Origin of the sequence: Neoaquamicrobium sediminum, assembly GCF_040970315.1 — a bacterium.
In the GTDB taxonomy this organism is placed as follows: domain Bacteria; phylum Pseudomonadota; class Alphaproteobacteria; order Rhizobiales; family Rhizobiaceae; genus Aerobium; species Aerobium sediminum.
The window spans coordinates 516,023-532,337 of sequence record NZ_JAZHFV010000003.1 but is presented as its reverse complement, the minus strand read 5'-3'; the positions used below and the strand labels follow the sequence as shown (position 1 = coordinate 532,337).

General features: G+C 63.1%; 12 protein-coding genes and 1 tRNA gene. 5 read left to right on the top strand and 8 right to left on the bottom strand.

Annotated elements, in window-relative coordinates; all coding sequences use genetic code 11:
- From V1479_RS13150 to gpt, 5 genes are all read right to left on the bottom strand, one after another.
- On the bottom strand, positions 1 to 729 hold a 729-nt coding region (locus V1479_RS13150), incomplete at its 3' end, for an ATP-binding protein (protein WP_368803274.1).
- Positions 730 to 1,029: 300 nt separating this feature from the next.
- Positions 1,030 to 4,848, bottom strand: a complete 3,819-nt coding sequence (locus V1479_RS13145) for a vitamin B12-dependent ribonucleotide reductase (protein ID WP_368803273.1) — start codon at positions 4,846 to 4,848, stop codon at positions 1,030 to 1,032.
- Between the two features lie 688 nt (positions 4,849 to 5,536).
- Positions 5,537 to 7,111, bottom strand: a complete 1,575-nt coding sequence (locus tag V1479_RS13140) for an inorganic phosphate transporter (RefSeq protein WP_368803272.1) — start codon at positions 7,109 to 7,111, stop codon at positions 5,537 to 5,539.
- Between the two features lie 110 nt (positions 7,112 to 7,221).
- Positions 7,222 to 7,716: an NUDIX hydrolase gene (locus tag V1479_RS13135; protein WP_173191887.1), complete on the bottom strand. Its 495-nt coding sequence runs from the start codon at positions 7,714 to 7,716 to the stop codon at positions 7,222 to 7,224.
- A 160-nt stretch (positions 7,717 to 7,876) separates the two neighbouring features.
- Positions 7,877 to 8,374 (bottom strand): xanthine phosphoribosyltransferase, encoded by a 498-nt coding sequence (gene gpt / locus V1479_RS13130; protein WP_173191885.1) that lies wholly within the window; start codon positions 8,372 to 8,374, stop codon positions 7,877 to 7,879.
- A gap of 157 nt (positions 8,375 to 8,531) precedes the next feature.
- On the opposite strand from gpt, the gene V1479_RS13125 reads away from it, so the two are divergent.
- A complete protein-coding gene (locus V1479_RS13125; protein WP_368803271.1) occupies positions 8,532 to 9,185 on the top strand; it encodes a LysE family translocator in 654 nt (217 codons plus the stop codon).
- Positions 9,186 to 9,245: 60 nt separating this feature from the next.
- Here the strand turns inward: V1479_RS13125 and V1479_RS13120 are convergent, their stop codons facing one another.
- On the bottom strand, positions 9,246 to 10,085 hold the full coding sequence (locus tag V1479_RS13120; protein WP_368803270.1) for a universal stress protein: 840 nt from the start codon (positions 10,083 to 10,085) through the stop codon (positions 9,246 to 9,248).
- A gap of 243 nt (positions 10,086 to 10,328) precedes the next feature.
- Between V1479_RS13120 and V1479_RS13115 the strand changes: the two genes are divergently transcribed.
- Complete coding sequence (locus V1479_RS13115; protein ID WP_368803269.1) at positions 10,329 to 11,372, top strand: DUF2156 domain-containing protein; 1,044 nt, start codon at positions 10,329 to 10,331, stop codon at positions 11,370 to 11,372.
- A gap of 7 nt (positions 11,373 to 11,379) precedes the next feature.
- Here the strand turns inward: V1479_RS13115 and V1479_RS13110 are convergent, their stop codons facing one another.
- Positions 11,380 to 12,123: a competence/damage-inducible protein A gene (locus V1479_RS13110; protein ID WP_368803268.1), complete on the bottom strand. Its 744-nt coding sequence runs from the start codon at positions 12,121 to 12,123 to the stop codon at positions 11,380 to 11,382.
- 130 nt (positions 12,124 to 12,253) lie between these two features.
- Here V1479_RS13110 and V1479_RS13105 point away from each other — a divergent pair, with 130 nt between their 5' ends.
- Positions 12,254 to 13,219: an alpha/beta fold hydrolase gene (locus tag V1479_RS13105; protein ID WP_368803267.1), complete on the top strand. Its 966-nt coding sequence runs from the start codon at positions 12,254 to 12,256 to the stop codon at positions 13,217 to 13,219.
- Positions 13,220 to 13,240: 21 nt separating this feature from the next.
- Here V1479_RS13105 and V1479_RS13100 read toward each other — a convergent pair whose 3' ends face one another.
- On the bottom strand, positions 13,241 to 14,713 hold the full coding sequence (locus V1479_RS13100; RefSeq protein ID WP_173193587.1) for a PAS domain-containing protein: 1,473 nt from the start codon (positions 14,711 to 14,713) through the stop codon (positions 13,241 to 13,243).
- 295 nt (positions 14,714 to 15,008) lie between these two features.
- Between V1479_RS13100 and V1479_RS13095 the strand changes: the two genes are divergently transcribed.
- Positions 15,009 to 15,093 (top strand) — tRNA-Leu (locus V1479_RS13095).
- Between the two features lie 167 nt (positions 15,094 to 15,260).
- Positions 15,261 to 16,223, top strand: a complete 963-nt coding sequence (locus V1479_RS13090) for a DctP family TRAP transporter solute-binding subunit (RefSeq protein WP_280515789.1) — start codon at positions 15,261 to 15,263, stop codon at positions 16,221 to 16,223.
- The last annotated feature ends 92 nt before the right edge of the window (positions 16,224 to 16,315 follow it).

Below are 16,315 nucleotides of genomic sequence, written 5' to 3'. Positions count from 1 at the left end.
GCTCGCTGGCGCACTTCCGGGGAAAACTTGTTCGTCGTCTTGCTCATGATGGCTCCACCTTCTCAGGAGTTGGAGCCTCCGGCAAACCCGGAGCGGTTCACCTTCCATATAGGCCGTGATGCCACCACGGTTTCGTGCAGCCCGAATTTTGATGCTGGCCTGCGCCTTTTCTTCTCCTGCTGACACATGAGTGAAAACGACCTCAACCGGCGTCGAGGCCGTATCCGTCTTTAACTCGCTCTTGTGCGCAGTACGTAATGGCTCGCTAGAAGGCACGTAGTCCAGTCGCTCGAAAGAAATCATCTCTTTCGTGTTCTTCGGTGCGACGTAGCTGGCAGCTCGGGCAGCCCAATGCACCGCCTGGAGAACCGACGACTTCCCCGATCCGTTGGGCCCGACCAGAATAGTCACCAACCCAAGAGGAATTACAGCCTCCAGCGTGGCCTTGAAGTTGCGGACGGTGATCGACTCGAGACGCGTCCAGACGCGAGCGCGGCGAGATCTGGTATCCACCACTGTGAGCGATGGCTGGCTCTCAGCTAGCGCCGCGTCATATCCGGTTTCGGGTATATCGGGCACGAATGCGACCGCACTGACGATGTCGTTTGCCTGTTTGAGTTCCTGCACCTCGTTCGCGGCAGCATCCAGTGTTGGCGGCTCTACCGTTACGGTCGGCGTGGCCGAAACAGCATCAACGGACGCTTCGCGCTCGATTTCCTTTTCGTCCAAAGCAATCACTCCCCCACAATATCAAGAATGTAAGATGACAAATACCAAACGCCAATAGGTATCGATCGCAGATCCGGGCTTCGTTCACTGACACACAGACTATGCCGACTTTCGAGGTCCAAATATCGAGGTCCACTGACCTCTTTACCAAACCTGCCGCCTAGAAGCGGACATTCCGTTTTCCACCCGTAGCAGCCACTCTGCTTGGGCCGCGAAACAACATTAAACGCTCCCCAACACACTTCGGGCCCGGTCTTGCGACCGGGCCCGAAGTGTCAAGTCATTGCGTTCGTGCGCGGATCAGGAGCAGCCGCTCGTGGCGCCACAGGTGTCGCACTTTTCGCAGGTGCCGTTTCTCACCATGGTGAAGTTCTGGCACTCCGAGCAGGAATTGCCGGTGTAGCCCTGCATCATTGATTTCTGGCGGCGTTCGGCGGCCAGCGCCTTGGCTTCGCCGGCTTCTTTTGCCGCCGCGTCGGAGAAGAGGGCTTCCGTTCCGGTCGCACCTTCCTCGACGGCGATCTCCTCGGCCAGCTCCTTCGCGCGCTCCTCATAGTCGCGCTTGAAGGCGGTGGCTTCCTCGCGCTGCTCTGATGTGAGCGGCTTGAGTGCCGTCACCGTCGAGGCGGACGAGATCGCCCGCACGTTGGAACCCGCGGAAGCGACAGGAGCCGTGCGAACGGGGGAGGGACTCGAACCCCCAACCTGGCCCTTGGGCTCGGAGCCGCCGCCGGCAACGCTGGAGACCAGCTTGACCGGGGAGGCGCCGCGGGTCAGCCCCTTGGAGAAGGGCGTCGCCTTGCCTTCGTTGATGCCACGGCCGAGCGCGGTGTTGGAGAAGTCCGACGTGTCGACATGGGCGAGGTCGTTGCGGCCGATATAGGAGATCGCCAGCTCGCGGAAGACATAGTCGAGGATCGACGTCGCGTTCTTGATCGCGTCGTTGCCCTGGACCATGCCGGCCGGCTCGAACTTGGTGAAGGTGAAGGCCTCGACATATTCGTCGAGCGGCACGCCATATTGCAGGCCGAGCGAGATGGCGATGGCGAAGTTGTTCATCATCGCGCGGAAGGCGGCACCTTCCTTGTGCATGTCGATGAAGATTTCGCCGAGGCGGCCGTCGTCGAACTCGCCGGTGCGGAGATACACCTTGTGCCCGCCGACCACGGCCTTCTGCGTGTAGCCCTTGCGCCGGTTCGGCAGCTTCTCGCGCAGCGAACGCACCTCGCGCTCAACGATCTTCTCGATGATCTTCTCCGTCACCTGCACTGCCCTTGCGGCGGCCGGCGCTGCGACCAGCTCCTCGATCAGCTCGTCCTGGTCGTCATCCTCGTCCTCGATCAGCGAGGCGTTGAGCGGCTGGGACAGCTTGGAACCGTCGCGGTAGAGCGCGTTGGCCTTGAGCGCCAGCTTCCAGGACAGCATGTAGGCTTCCTTGCAGTCCTCGACGGTCGCCTCGTTGGCCATGTTGATGGTCTTGGAGATCGCGCCGGAGATGAAGGGCTGGGTGGCCGCCATCATGCGGATGTGGCTTTCCACCGACAGGTAGCGCTTGCCGATCTTGCCGCAGGGGTTGGCGCAGTCGAAGACGGGCAGGTGCTCGTCCTTGAGGTGCGGGGCGCCCTCGAGCGTCATCGCGCCGCAGACGTGGATGTTGGCGGCTTCGATCTCCTTCTTCGAGAAGCCGAGTGCCGGCAGAATCTCGAAGGCGAAGTCGTTGAGCTGGGCATCGGTGAAGCCGAGCACGTCGCGGCAGAAATCCTCGCCCAGCGTCCACTTGTTGAAGACGAACTTGATGTCGAAGGCCTGGCCGAGCGCGGCGTTGAGGGCCGCGATCTGCTCGTCGCCGAAGCCCTTGGCCTTCAGCGTCGACGGGTTGACGCCCGGCGCCTGGTTGAGGTTGCCGTGGCCGACGGCATAGGCCTCGATCTCGGCGATCTGCGCCTCGCCGTAGCCGAGCGTGCGCAGGGCCTCCGGCACGGCGCGGTTGATGATCTTGAAATAGCCGCCGCCGGCGAGCTTCTTGAACTTGACCAGCGCGAAATCGGGCTCGATGCCGGTGGTGTCGCAGTCCATGACGAGGCCGATCGTGCCGGTGGGCGCGATCACGGTCGCCTGGGCGTTGCGGTAGCCATATTCGGCGCCGAGGTCGAGCGCCTTGTCCCAGGCGGCGCGGGCATGCTCGACCAGCTCCTTCTGCGGAACGTGGTCCTCGACGAGCGGCACCGGGTTGACGGCGAGCTTCTCGTAGCCCTCGGCCTCGCCGTAAGCCGCGCGGCGGTGGTTGCGCATGACGCGCAGCATGTGCAGCGCGTTGGCCGGGTATTCGGGGAAGGCGCCGAGCTCGCTCGCCATCTCGGCCGAGGTGGCATAGGCGACGCCGGTCATCAGCGCGGTAAGCGCTGCACAGATGCCGCGGCCCTCGTCGGAATCGTAGGGGATGCCGGAGGTCATCAAGAGGCCGCCGATATTGGCGAAGCCGAGGCCCAGCGTGCGGTACTCATAGGAGAGCTTGGCGATCTTCCACGACGGGAACTGCGCCATCATCACCGAAATCTCGAGCACCATGGTCCACAGGCGCACGGTGTGCTCGTAGGCGGCGATGTCGATGGTGCCGTCGGCGTTGCGGTAGGTCAGCAGGTTGATCGAGGCGAGGTTGCACGCCGTGTCGTCGAGGAACATGTATTCCGAGCACGGGTTCGACGCGCGGATCGCACCCGCCGACACGCAGGTGTGCCAGTCGTTCATGGTGGTGTTGAAGTGCAGGCCGGGATCGGCGGACGCCCATGCGGCGTAGCCGATCTTCTCCCACAGGTCGCGCGCCTTGAGGGTCTTGTGGACCTTGCCGTCGATGCGGCGGATCAGGTTCCAGTCGGCATCGTCCTCGACGGCGCGCAGGAAGTCGTCGCTGAGCGAGACGGAGTTGTTGGAGTTCTGGCCGGAGACGGTGAGGTAGGCCTCGGAGTCCCAGTCGGTGTCGTAGGTGTTGAACTCGATCTGGGTGTAGCCCTGGCGCGCGAACTGGATGACGCGCTTGACGTAGTTCTCGGGCACCGCGTTCTTCTTGGCGGCCTTGATCTCGCGCTTGAGAGCCGGGTTCTTCGCCGGGTCGAAGCAGTCGCCATTGTCGGCCTCGCAGTTGACGCAGGCCTTCATGATGGCGGTGAGGTGCTGGCGCACGATCTTGGAGCCGGTGACGAGGGCTGCGACCTTCTGCTCCTCGTTCACCTTCCAGTCGATATAGGCCTCGATGTCGGGGTGGTCGGCGTCGACCACGACCATCTTGGCGGCACGGCGCGTGGTGCCGCCCGACTTGATGGCGCCGGCGGCGCGATCGCCGATCTTGAGGAAGCTCATCAGGCCCGACGACTTGCCGCCGCCCGACAGCTTCTCGCCTTCGCCGCGCAGCATAGAGAAGTTGGAGCCGGTGCCGGAGCCGTATTTGAACAGGCGCGCCTCACGCACCCACAGGTCCATGATGCCGCCCTCGTTGACGAGGTCGTCGCCGACGGACTGGATGAAGCAGGCATGCGGCTGCGGATGCTCGTAGGACGACTTGGACTTGGTGAGCTTGCCGGTGAAGGGGTCGACGTAATAGTGGCCCTGGCCGGGACCGTCGATGCCGTAGGCCCAGTGCAGGCCGGTATTGAACCATTGCGGCGAGTTGGGTGCGACGCGCTGGGTGGCGAGCATGTAGGCGAGCTCGTCCATGAAGGCGGCCGCGTCATCCTCGGAGGCGAAATAGCCACCCTTCCAGCCCCAGTAGGTCCAGGTGCCGGCGAGCCGGGTGAAGACCTGGCGCGCATCGGTCTCCGAGCCGTAGCGCTCGTCCTCGGGCAGGTCGGCCAGCGCCTTCTCGTCGGCGACCGAGCGCCACAGGAAGGAGGGGACGTCGTTCTCCTCGACCTTCTTCAGACGCGCGGGCACGCCGGCCTTGCGGAAATATTTCTGCGCCAGGATGTCGGCGGCGACCTGGCTGAACTGCGCAGGAACGTCGATGTCGGCGAGGCGGAAGACCACCGAGCCGTCGGGGTTCTTGATCTCGCTGACAGCCTTGCGGAATTCGATCTCCGCATAGGCCGACTGGCCAGCCTTGGTGAAACGACGTTCGATGCGCATCTTCTTCTGGTCCCTATGGTCTAAATATAGTGCCTTTCGACCGCCGACGCACCGCGTGCGCCGCAATCTCCTGACACAAGTCCGCCGCCTGCCGCCATCGCTGCCGATGACGACTCTCCCCTACCGCGAAACGCTTCCGGTTCGACGATGCCGCGAACGGCTTCCCCAACCTTCGAACGCCCCTTGGCGGGCCCCGTCTCCTGACGCCTGACTGTGATTCTCGCCGGTGAAACGCGTTCCCGACAATTCACATTATCTAGTACCGAGTGTGGGTGTAAACACTAAATATAGCGTTAACAGAAGATTTAACCACCCACGGCACAGCGCCCATGTCGCTGGTCCGACAGCGCGTGAAACGCGCGTCGGTCGGCCGCCGCGACAACGGCCGAACCCTCGAAAACAGGAACAAATCTGGAAAAAACGGCCAGGCTCGAAACTTTCCGGCCGCGCCCTCAACAGGAGCGCATGGCCCATAAAAAGCGACTCGCACCGTGCCGTCAAGAACTCGTTTCTGTAAGTTTTATGACCCCTACATCTTGTGTGGGAGAATGTGGATAGCGGGGAGAAGCGATTTGCCGGCTTGCCGTCCCGTAGCACCGCTGCCGCGCGGTTCAGTGGCATTTTGGCCACTCCACATGCCGTTACGGCAAGGGATTTTTCCCCAGGGCCGAGGTTGCGGATCGCCGGATCAGGCGATGACGTCGAGAATCAGAAAAATGCCCGCAGCCAGAAGTGCAGCGGCTGGCACAGTCGTGACCCAGGCGGTTACGATGGTGGTGACGTGGGCACGGCGCACCAGACGGCGGCGATTGATCTCTTCGCGCGAGACGGGCGGGCCGGTATCCTCGAGATCGTCCGTGGCTTCCGATTCCTGATCGTCGGGGCCGGCCGAGGCGTCGACCCCGCCGTTGCGCTCGGCACGCAGACGCTCAACCTTGCGTTCCATGTAGGCCCGGCGGCGTTTCGAGTTGGCGGTGTACCATTCGCGGAAGAAGCCGACGCCGAAGACCGCGCCGACGGCGATGTGGGTCGAGCTGACCGGCAGGCCGAACCACGAGGCGACGATAACGGTGAGCGCCGCCGACAAAGCCACGCAGAAGGCGCGCATGGGGTTCAGCTTCGTGATCTGGTCGCCGACCATGCGGATGAGCTTGGGGCCGAACAGCACAAGGCCGAAGGAGATGCCGGCGGCACCGATCAGCATCACCCAGAACGGGATCGAAACGGCGAACCCGAATTCATTGTCCTCGACCGCGTGCACGATCGCTGCCAGCGGGCCAACGGCATTGGCGACATCGTTGGCGCCGTGAGCGAAGGACAGAAGCGCCGCCGAGCAGATCAGCGGCACGTAAAACAGCTTGCGCAGCGACTGGTTGCGGTTCTCCATCGTCTCGGACTGACGGCGAACGGTAACGTTGAAGACCACCCAGGTCAGCGCGAAGCTTGCGAGGCCCAGCAAGGCAATATGCAGGCCCGACAGGCTGATAACGCGCCGAAGCCCCTTGGTGGCGAGATAGGCGGCGAAGGCGCCGGCCATCACAGCGATCAACAGAGGCACCCAGCGCCGTGCGGCCGCGATCTTGTCGTCCTGATAGATGATCGCCGTCTTGATGAAGGCGAGAAACGCGGCGGCTATGATGCCGCCAAGCAGCGGCGAGACGAGCCAGCTCAGGACGATGTTGCCCAACATCGGCCACTGAACGGATGCAATACCCGCAGCCGCTATGCCTGCCCCGACCACGCCGCCGACCACCGAGTGGGTCGTGGAAACCGGCGCGCCGATCCACGTTGCCAGATTGATCCACAAGGCGGAGGAGATGAGGGCGGCCATCATCAGGCGAATGAAGACAGCCGGATCGCCGATGGCGGCCGGATTGACGATGCCGCCGGCAATCGTGCCGACCACGTCGCCGCCCGCAATCAGCGCGCCCGCACTTTCGAAAACCACGGCGATGGCAAGCGCGCCGCCCAAGCTGAGGGCCTTCGCGCCGACGGCGGGGGCGACATTGTTGGCAACGTCGTTGGCGCCGATGTTGAGCGCCATGTAGCCGCCGATGGCCGCCGCAGCGATAATGATGACGCCGCGCGGCTCGCCAATGACGAAAAAGGATGCGACGATCGCGGTCAGCGCCAGAAACAGCAGGCCAAGGCCGGGCGCGACGAGGCCACGGGCAACGAAGCTCGTGGCTTCCTCGACATGCACAAGCTTGTCGAGATCCTTGTCGAGCGTTTCCTTGCGCGCTTCAGCGATGCTGTTGCTCATAATCGTTCCCAAGGCTCGGCCATGGCCGCCTGCCGACGGTCATGTGCGTTCCCCCGATCGCTTAGGCAACGATGTGGTGTATCACAAGCGCCGTATCGCGCGATGCGCCGTCAGGCGGCAGATTTTCGTGGATTAACGCCGAAATCCGCAATCAGTTCGCCCAGATCCTTTTCCTGAACGAGTCTCGCGGCATCCTGTGGCCGGAACCAGCGGCGAGTGCGCTTCTTGCGCTCCGGCCATTTGTCGGCCACCTGATCGACTTCCAGCGGGAAGACGTGCACCTCGCAGCGCCATTCCATGCCGGACGGCAGCATCTTGCCGTAATAGAAGCGGCCGACCTCATGGCGAGAGATAGCGCCGGAAACGCCTGCCTCCTCGGCGGCTTCGCGCGCGGCTGCTTCCTGAGGTTCCTCGCGCTTTTCCGGCCAGCCCTTGGGCAGGACCCACCGGCCGGTGCCGCGGCTCGTAACCAGCATGACCTCGAAACGGCCATCCTCGGTCCGGCGCCATGGCAGGGCCGCCACCTGCACACGACACGGCATGCCGCCGAAGAAGCGGCGAATGCTCTCCGTCAACTGCTTGCGTGTGCCGTGGCTGATGATCATCGACCGAAACCTCCGGGAGATTCGTTTGCCGTCTCAAAAAGTTTGCCTGCAATTATATAGAAGAAAAGGAGAAAATATGAAGGTTGGATAAAAATGCAGCTTCACGCCGCCGAAATCGGGCAGTGCGGCAAGTTTCGCGCAAGCTTCGAACAGGTTTCGTTCAGGCGCGAGGGTTCTCGGCGATCGGCTTCTGGTAGGTGAAGCCCATATCCCACGGGAAATAGATCCACGTATCCTGCGAGACCTCGGTGACGAAGGTGTCGATCATCGGCCGGCCCTTGGGCTTGGCGTAGATGGCGGCGAAATGCGCTTTCGGCATCATCGCACGCACGATCGCAGCGGTCTTGCCGGTATCCGTCAGATCGTCGACGATGAGGACGCCCGCGCCCTCGTTTTCCAGCAGAGAAGGGGTGATTTCCTTGAGGACCCTTAGTTCGCCCTGCTCGGTGTAATCGTGGTACGAAGCGATGCAGACCGTCTCGATCAGCCGAACGCCGAGCTCGCGCGAAATCACCGCCGCGGGCACCAGGCCACCCCTGGTTATGCACACGATGGCCTTCCAATCGCCGTTGATGCCGGCCAGCCGCCAGGCAAGCGCGCGCGCGTCGCGGTGAAACTGGTCCCAGGAAACGGGAAAGGCCTTTTCGGGAAGGGACATGAACGCACTCCGGCTCGCGTGGAATGCACCCGGGATTAGCCGGAAAGCCGCGCCCTTGGCAAGGGATCTCTGGCTTCGACAACAGATGCAAAAGCGTAATTGACAGCGCCTTTGAATGTGGGGCTTGCTGCGTGCCTGATCTTTCGAGGGACCCGCCATGGAAATCGTAATGCCTGGGGCCGCCAATCTCGGCCTGTTCTTCACTGCCGCACTGGTGCTGCTGATCGTACCGGGGCCGGCAGTGCTTTTCATCTTCGCGCGCTCGGTCGAGCAGGGGCGGATGGCCGGCATCGTCTCGATCCTCGGCATACACACAGCGACACTGGTGCATGTGTTTGCCGCGACGATCGGCCTGTCGGCAATCCTGGCCTCGTCGGCGCTCGCCTTCAGCATCGTCAAATATGCCGGTGCGGCCTATCTGATCTGGATCGGCCTGCGCAAGATTTTCGGACGCGCGGAGACCGTAGGCAGCGAGAACGGGACGCTTCCCAAGCGCGATAATCTGCGGCTCTTCCGGGAAGGGTTTATCGTCAACCTGCTCAACCCCAAGACGGCGCTGTTCTTCCTCGCCTTCCTGCCGCAATTCGTCGAGGTAGAACGCGGCCATGTCGGCATGCAGATTGCCGTGCTCGGCCTGCTGTTCACGCTGATCGGCATGGTGACCGACGGCTGCTATGCGCTTGCCGCGGGGTCCATCGGCAACTGGCTCAAGCAGAGCCCGGGCTATCTGAAGGCCGAGCGCTACGTCAGCGGTGTCGTCTTCATCGGGCTCGGGGTGACGGCTGCGTTTGCGGGCAACCAGAAGAAGTAGAACCGGAGCAGCGGGCGCTTCGACAGGCGGGGCCCGCTGCTCAAGCCTGCTGCAATTGCTCTAGCGGGACATCAGCGTGGCGACCGGCATCGACTCCAGCAGCGTGCGGGTCGCTCCGCCGAAGAAGAATTCCTTCAGCCAGGACTGGCTGTAGGCACCCATCACCAGCAGTTCCGCTCCGGTCTCGGCGATGCGGTTCTCGATCGCCTCGCCGGCGCCCACACCGCCCGACGCCTGGCTGGCGAAGGTGACGTTGGCGCCATGGCGCGCAAGGGCCGCAGCGATGTCGACGCCGGCCATGGCGCCATCCTGCTGGGCCGAATCCGTTGCGTCGAGCAAGAGGATTTCAGTCTGTTCGGCCTGCTTGATGAAGGGCAGGGCGTCGAAGGTTGCACGGGCGGCCTGCTGGGTGCCGTTCCAGGCGACCAGCACCTTCTTGAAATTTGAGTTCACGGAGACTGCATAGGGCACGAACAGGACCGGGCGGCCGCTCTCGAACAGCAGGGTCTCGACATTGGCGTGCGAACCGGAATTACCGTCCGGGTCGGCCTGCTGCACGATGATGAGGTCGCTGGCGCGCGCGGCAACGAGCGCGCTCACCGCACTGTCGCCCGACACGTTCTCCATCGCCTGCCACTCGAACGAAACGCCGTCACGGGTCGCGCGGGCATCGAAGAGCGCCTTGATTTCTTCGCTGCGCTGCTGGTTCTGCTCTGCGCTCGCGGCGATGAAGTCGGTATCCGGAAAACCCATAGGCGTGACGTAAGGAACCGGAATCGCCTCCGCATGGACGCCGATCAGGTGCGCGGAGAAGCGGTCGGCAAGCGGGAGCGCGCAATCGAGCACGCGGCCGGCATCGGCCTTGGATTGCAGCACGGCGAGGATGGTCTTGTAGGTCATGTCGGCCTCCGAAGCGTTGTGGCGGGCAGGCGGCTGCACCGTCATGGAGACAATCTGCGCCGCAGGTTCCGGTTCCGCCTTGCGCGGGATCAAACCGCAGGAGACGCCGCGTCGCAACTTTCCCCCAGAAGAATAGTGCTCCTGTCGCGCCGGCGAAAGGGGCAGCCCTTGCATGCCAGACGATGTTGTGGCGACATGATCCCAATCGTGCGTGGGACGGGCGCGCGAGCAGGGGAACGGCCGATGAGGAGCCTTCGCCTCGCGTTCGACGCGATGATGGACGCGCGGGCCGCGCCGCTCGAAGCGGCTGGCCCCGACAAGGTCGCGCGCCTTGCCCTGGTGCAGCGCCATGGCGATTTCTCGCAGGCCTATTCGACGGCGGTGCAGGAGGGTCTGCGCCATTTCGGCGACGGGCACGGCTATATCGCCTACGGCGCCAAGATGGGATCGCGGATCGCGCTCGGCGACCCCGTGGCCGAGCACGACCACTGGCCCGAGTTGATAGACCGCTTCATCGAGCAGGCTGGCCGGCCGTGTTTCGCGGAGATTTCCCACGAAACCGCGGCGATCCTGGCCGCCAGGGGCTACCGCGTCGCGCGGATCGGTTTCGATACGGCGCTCGATCTCGACTGGTACGATTTTTCGGGACCCAAGAAGGAAAAGGCGCGCTACGCGGCGCACTGGTTGAGGCGGAACGGCTACAGCATCGTCGAAGAACACGAGTTGCCCGGAGCGGCCGACGCCGTCGCGGCCCTGTCGGCGCAGTGGCGCTGCAGCCGCATCGTGCACCGGCGAGAAATGGCGTTCATGAACCGGCCTTTCCAGGCGACGCCGGATCCGCTGATGCGCCGCTTCCTGCTGCTGTCGCCGGAGGGCACGCCGGTTTCGTTACTCTATTTCGACCCGGTTTTCAGCGATGGCAAGGTCATCGGCTATGTGGCGGTGTTCAAGCGGCGGCTGCCAGATGCGACGCCGCATGCGGAAATCGGCATCACGAAGCACGCGGTGGAGATCTTCAAGCGGGAGGGGCGCAAGGTGGTGCTGCTGAGCCTGGCGCCGTTTGCCGACCCGCGCCCGAGTGGCTTTCCCGAGAGTGCTGCGTTCCGCTGGGCGATGGGGCAGCTATACCGGTCAGCGGCGGTGAACCGGCGGGTGTTCAACGTGCAGGGGCATGCGGAGCAGCGGCGCCGGCTCTACGGGCGGACGATTCCGCGTTATTTCGCATGGGGATGCGGATCGCCATTCCTGCACCTCGTGAGCCTGCTGCGGCTGTGCAAGGCGATCTGACCCGCAGTCAGGGCTTCGCCGGGCCGAGCGCCTCGACCATGGCACGCACCTCGGCGGCGGCGGCATCGAGCGTTTCCTGGGTTCGCGCGCGCACGACAAGCTCGGTCCAGAACGCTCCATCGAGATATTTGGGGTAGGAGCCGATGATCGTATCCGGATGCGCCTTCTGGATCTCGCCCAGCGGGCCGCCGATGACGCCTTCGCCGAACGGGCAATGGATAGCCGCCGACAACAATTTCTGCCCGGTCTTCAGCGTCGGCACGACATTGTCGAGCATGGCCTGGAAGATCGCCGGCACGCCGGCCATCACATGGACGTTGCCGATGCGGAAGCCCGGCGCCAGCGAGACGGGATTGTCGATGTGGTCGGCCCCGCGCGGCATGCGCGCCATGCGCATGCGGGCCTCGGTGAACTCGATGCCGCGTGTGGCGTAATGCGCTTCGAGCATGGCGTAGGCGCGGTCGTCATATTCGCAAGGGACGCCGAAGGCCTTCGACACGGAATCGGCGGTGATGTCGTCGTGGGTGGGGCCGATGCCGCCGGTGGTGAACACGTAGGTGTAGCGGGCACGCAGCGCGTTGACGGCGGGGACGATGTCGTCTTCCTCGTCCGCGACGATGCGCACCTCCTTCAGGTCGATTCCGATGGCGCTCATGACGTCCGCCAGATGGCCGATATTGCGGTCCTTGGTGCGACCGGAGAGGATCTCGTCGCCGATGACGATCATCGCGGCGGTTATGATTTCGGCCATGGAGCATTCCTTCACAGACTGGCGGCAGGCATAGCGCCGCGAGCGCCGTGCGGCAATCCCGATTGCCATCGGGGTGACCGGGGTTAGACTGGGTGCGCCAGTTCACAGTCCCCGAGAGTGCTCTTTTCCCATGTTCTCAGCCATCGTCGGCATCGTCATCGCCATCCTTGCAGCCGTCGTCATGGTCGCTGCCTATTTCTTCTGGATCACGCGTCGCCTCGCGCGCAATGCGGAACGTGCCGTGCCTGCCAACGGATCGTTCGTCACCGTCGACGGCAACCGCATCCATTATGTCGAGAGCGGCGAGGGAAGGCCGATCCTGATGATCCACGGCCTTGGCGGCACGCTGCACCACCTCCGGCGGCCGCTGATGAAAGAGTTCGGCGAAGGCTACCGGCTGATCGCCATCGACCGGCCGGGTTCGGGCTATTCGACACGCGGGGAGGGGCTGGACGGCAGGCTTGCAGAGCAGGCCCGCCAGACGGTGCGCTTCATAGAGACGCTGGGGCTGGAGAAACCGCTGCTCGTCGGTCATTCGCTCGGCGGCGCCATCGCGCTTGCGGTGGCACTCGACTATCCGGACACGATTTCCGGGCTCGCGCTCATCGCGCCGCTAACGCATTACGAGGAAGAGCCGCCGGAGGAGTTCAGATCGCTGGCGATCACATCGCCGCTGCGCCGGCGCATCATAGCAAACACCGTGGCGCTGCCACTGGCCGTCAAGAACGCCCAGAAGACGCTGGAGTTTGTGTTCGGGCCACAGCAGCCACCGGAAGACTACGCGATTGCCGGCGGCGCGATGGTCGGGCTGCGGCCGGGGCACTTTTATGCGACTTCCACGGACCTCGTGGCAGTTCGTCACGACCTGCCACGCCAGCAGACGCGCTATGGCGAACTCGCCTTGCCGGTCGGCATCCTGTTCGGCACCGAGGACAGGGTGCTCAACTACGAGCGGCAGGGGCTGGCGATGCAGGGCAAGGTCGCTGGGCTCGACCTGGAGATCGTCAACGGCATCGGCCATATGCCCCAATATGCGATCACCGCGCAGGTGGTCGCCTTCATCCGGCGCATCGCCGAACGTGCCTTCGCCAGCTGAAAGTCAAACCGGCTGCTGTGTCTAAGCGTCTTCGCCGACCGGCTCGTCCGCGTCATCCGGCAAGACGGCTTCGACTTCAAACAACAATCCCGACCTGCGGAAAGTCATCTGCGCCCGTCCACCGAGCGTCGTTGCCAGCACACCCTCAATGAGTTTCGACCCAAACCCTCTCGCTTCGGGCTCGCGAACCTCCGGGCCGCCCATCTCGCTCCAGAAGAATTTCAAGGTCCGGTGGCCGTTTCGTTCGATCTCCCAATGTATCGTGACCGAGCCGCCGGCGACTGAAAGCGCTCCATATTTGGAGGCATTGGTGGCCAGTTCATGCAGCGCGAGGGAAAAAGCGGAGACCGCCTGCTCGGTCAGAACGACGCGAGGACCACCGAAGCGGACGTCTGCTCCATTGAAGGGCTCCAGCGCCTCGGCGACGACGGTGCGCAGGTCGGCCGAACTCCAGCCTTCCTGCGTTAGTATGTCCTGCGCGGTGGAAAGGGCCTGGATGCGCCCGAATGCGATGGTCTTGGCTTCCTCCAGATCGTTGGCGGACCTTAGAGACTGGGCAAATACTGACTGGACCGTTGCCAGGGTGTTCTTGACGCGATGGTTCAGTTCGCGGGCGAGGAGCCTGCGATGCTCCTCGGCCTCCTTTCGCTCCGTTATATCCTGTGTGATGCCCGTCATGATGGGCGACGCGCCATCGCCAACCGACATCATCTGCCCCCTAGCTTCAATCCATCTGCGATCGCCATCGGGCGTACGGATACGGTATTCCACCCGCAGCTCAGTGCGGTTTTTCACCGCTTCTCTAATCGCGTCCTTCCACTGCTCGACATCCAGCGGATCGACCGCTTTCTCGAAATCGTCATAGGTAAACGGCTCATCAGTCTTGCGGCCGAAGTTTTCCTTGCAGCGAGAAGAGCTTACGAGCCGCTTTTCGTTGATATCGAGCGTCCAGGTGCCCATCTTGGCGGCATTCAAAATGAACCGTAGGCGGTCCTCCGATGCCGTCAGATCGAGAATGCGCTTCTCGATCTGATTTTCCAGCACTTCGTGCGACGAGTGCAACTCGGCGAGCCGATTGCGTTCCGGGCTGACATCGAACTGGCTCGCAAAGAAATATGTCAGCGCACCTTCTTCATCGAATACGGGCGAAATCAGCAGGCGATTCCAGAAGCTGCGCCCATCCTTTCGATAGTTGAGCAGATCTATCTCGATGGCTTCACGGCGGGCGATGGCGTTTCTGACCTTGGTGACATCGTCAAAATTGGTTCCGTCGCCCTGCAGAAAGCGGCAGTTTTTCCCCAAAATCTCTTCGCGTGTGTATCCCGTCAGGCGGGTGAAGGCGTCATTCGAAAAGACGATCGGATTGTCGGGCCGATGCGGGTCGGTGATCAACATCGGCATGCGGGTGGTGCGCACCGCCGCCGCGAACGGGTCCGTGGACGCCGCTACCTGATGCAACTCCTTCTCAATCCTGCCTTCTTCCCGACTGTTCATCACGTTCTCCGCCACGACCATGTCTACTCATTACGCAACAGGTGTGCCGGACACCATGCATTTTCGCACAGATTGGCTCACCGTAGCCGCCTGAGGCGTCATACGGCGAAGCCTCGACCATTCAACGCTTTCCACCGATCATCGGTTCAGCCCAGAGACATGTTTTTCCGGTTCCGCTTGCTGCATCGCGATTGGGAAGGGTGGGACCACACTCGGTGGGCCCGGCAAAACTCACACGCAATTTTACGCGGCTGCTGGTTGACTGACGCCGGCAAACCCAACAGAAGCAAGGCGTGCGGGCGTGGCGGAACTGGTAGACGCAAGGGACTTAAAATCCCTCGACTTCGGTCATCCGGGTTCGATCCCCGGCGCCCGCACCACTTCCGGGGAATTTCCCGCGGGCTGAGGGATTCGAACCGCCTTGATTGCGCATTGTGCCTTGCCGGGAAATCGGCAAGTATTGCCCGGCAACCATAAAAACACTCCGGGAGGTACCTGCATGAACATGCACTGGAAAATGTTCGCCGTCGCAACCGTAGCCGCCGGCATGTCGGCGTTTGGCGCGTCCGGCGCGCTGGCCAATTGCGACGACGGCGAAATGGTCATCAAATTCAGCCACGTGGTGGCAGAGAAGGGCCACCCCAAGGGCGAGGCGGCGGTGCTTTTCGCGCAGCGCGTGAATGAGGAGATGAACGGAACGGCCTGCATGGAGGTCTATCCGAACACGACGCTCTACGACGACGACAAGGTGATGGAAGCCTTGTTGCTCGGCGATGTGCAGATCGCCGCGCCGTCGCTGTCGAAGTTCGAGGCCTACACACTCAAGTACCGCGTCTTCGACCTGCCGTTCCTGTTCTCCAGCCTCGATGCGGTCAGCGGCTTCAACCAGTCCGATACGGGCAAGGGGCTGCTCACCGTCATGGAAGACGAAGGCTATACCGGCCTCGGCTACTGGCTCTCCGGCCTCAAGCAGTTTTCGGCCAACAAGCCGCTGCTGGTGCCCTCCGACGCCAACGGCCTGAAGTTCCGCATCCAGACGTCGGACGTCGCCGACGCGATGATCCAGGCGATCGGCGGATCGGCACAGAAGCTGGCCTTCAAGGAAGTCTATGGCGCGCTGCAGACCGGGGTCGTCGACGGTCAGGAAAACTCGTGGTGCAACATCTACACCCAGAAGTTCTTCGAGGTGCAGGACGGCATCACCGAGACCAACCACCAGGTGCTGGCCTATCTGCTTGTGACCTCGACCGAATGGCTGCAGGGGCTGGAGCCCGAAGTGCGCGACCAGTTCGTGAAGATTGCCGACGAGGTGACGCTGGCCGCCAACGCCGACGTGGCCAACAAGGAAGGCGCCTGCCGCCAGAACATCGTGGATGCTGGTGGTGAAATCCGCGAGCTAACGCCGGAACAGCGTGCAGAATGGGTTTCGACCATGAAGCCGGTGTGGGAGCAGTTCGAGGCCGACATCGGCAAGGACGTGATCGACGCGGCCGTGGCGTCCGGTTCCTGACAGAAATGACCATGGCGCGCCCGTCCGCGGGCGCGCCGACCATGGCCGGACGCAATATATAACGATAACCGCGCCGGCCCTTCAGAGGGGAG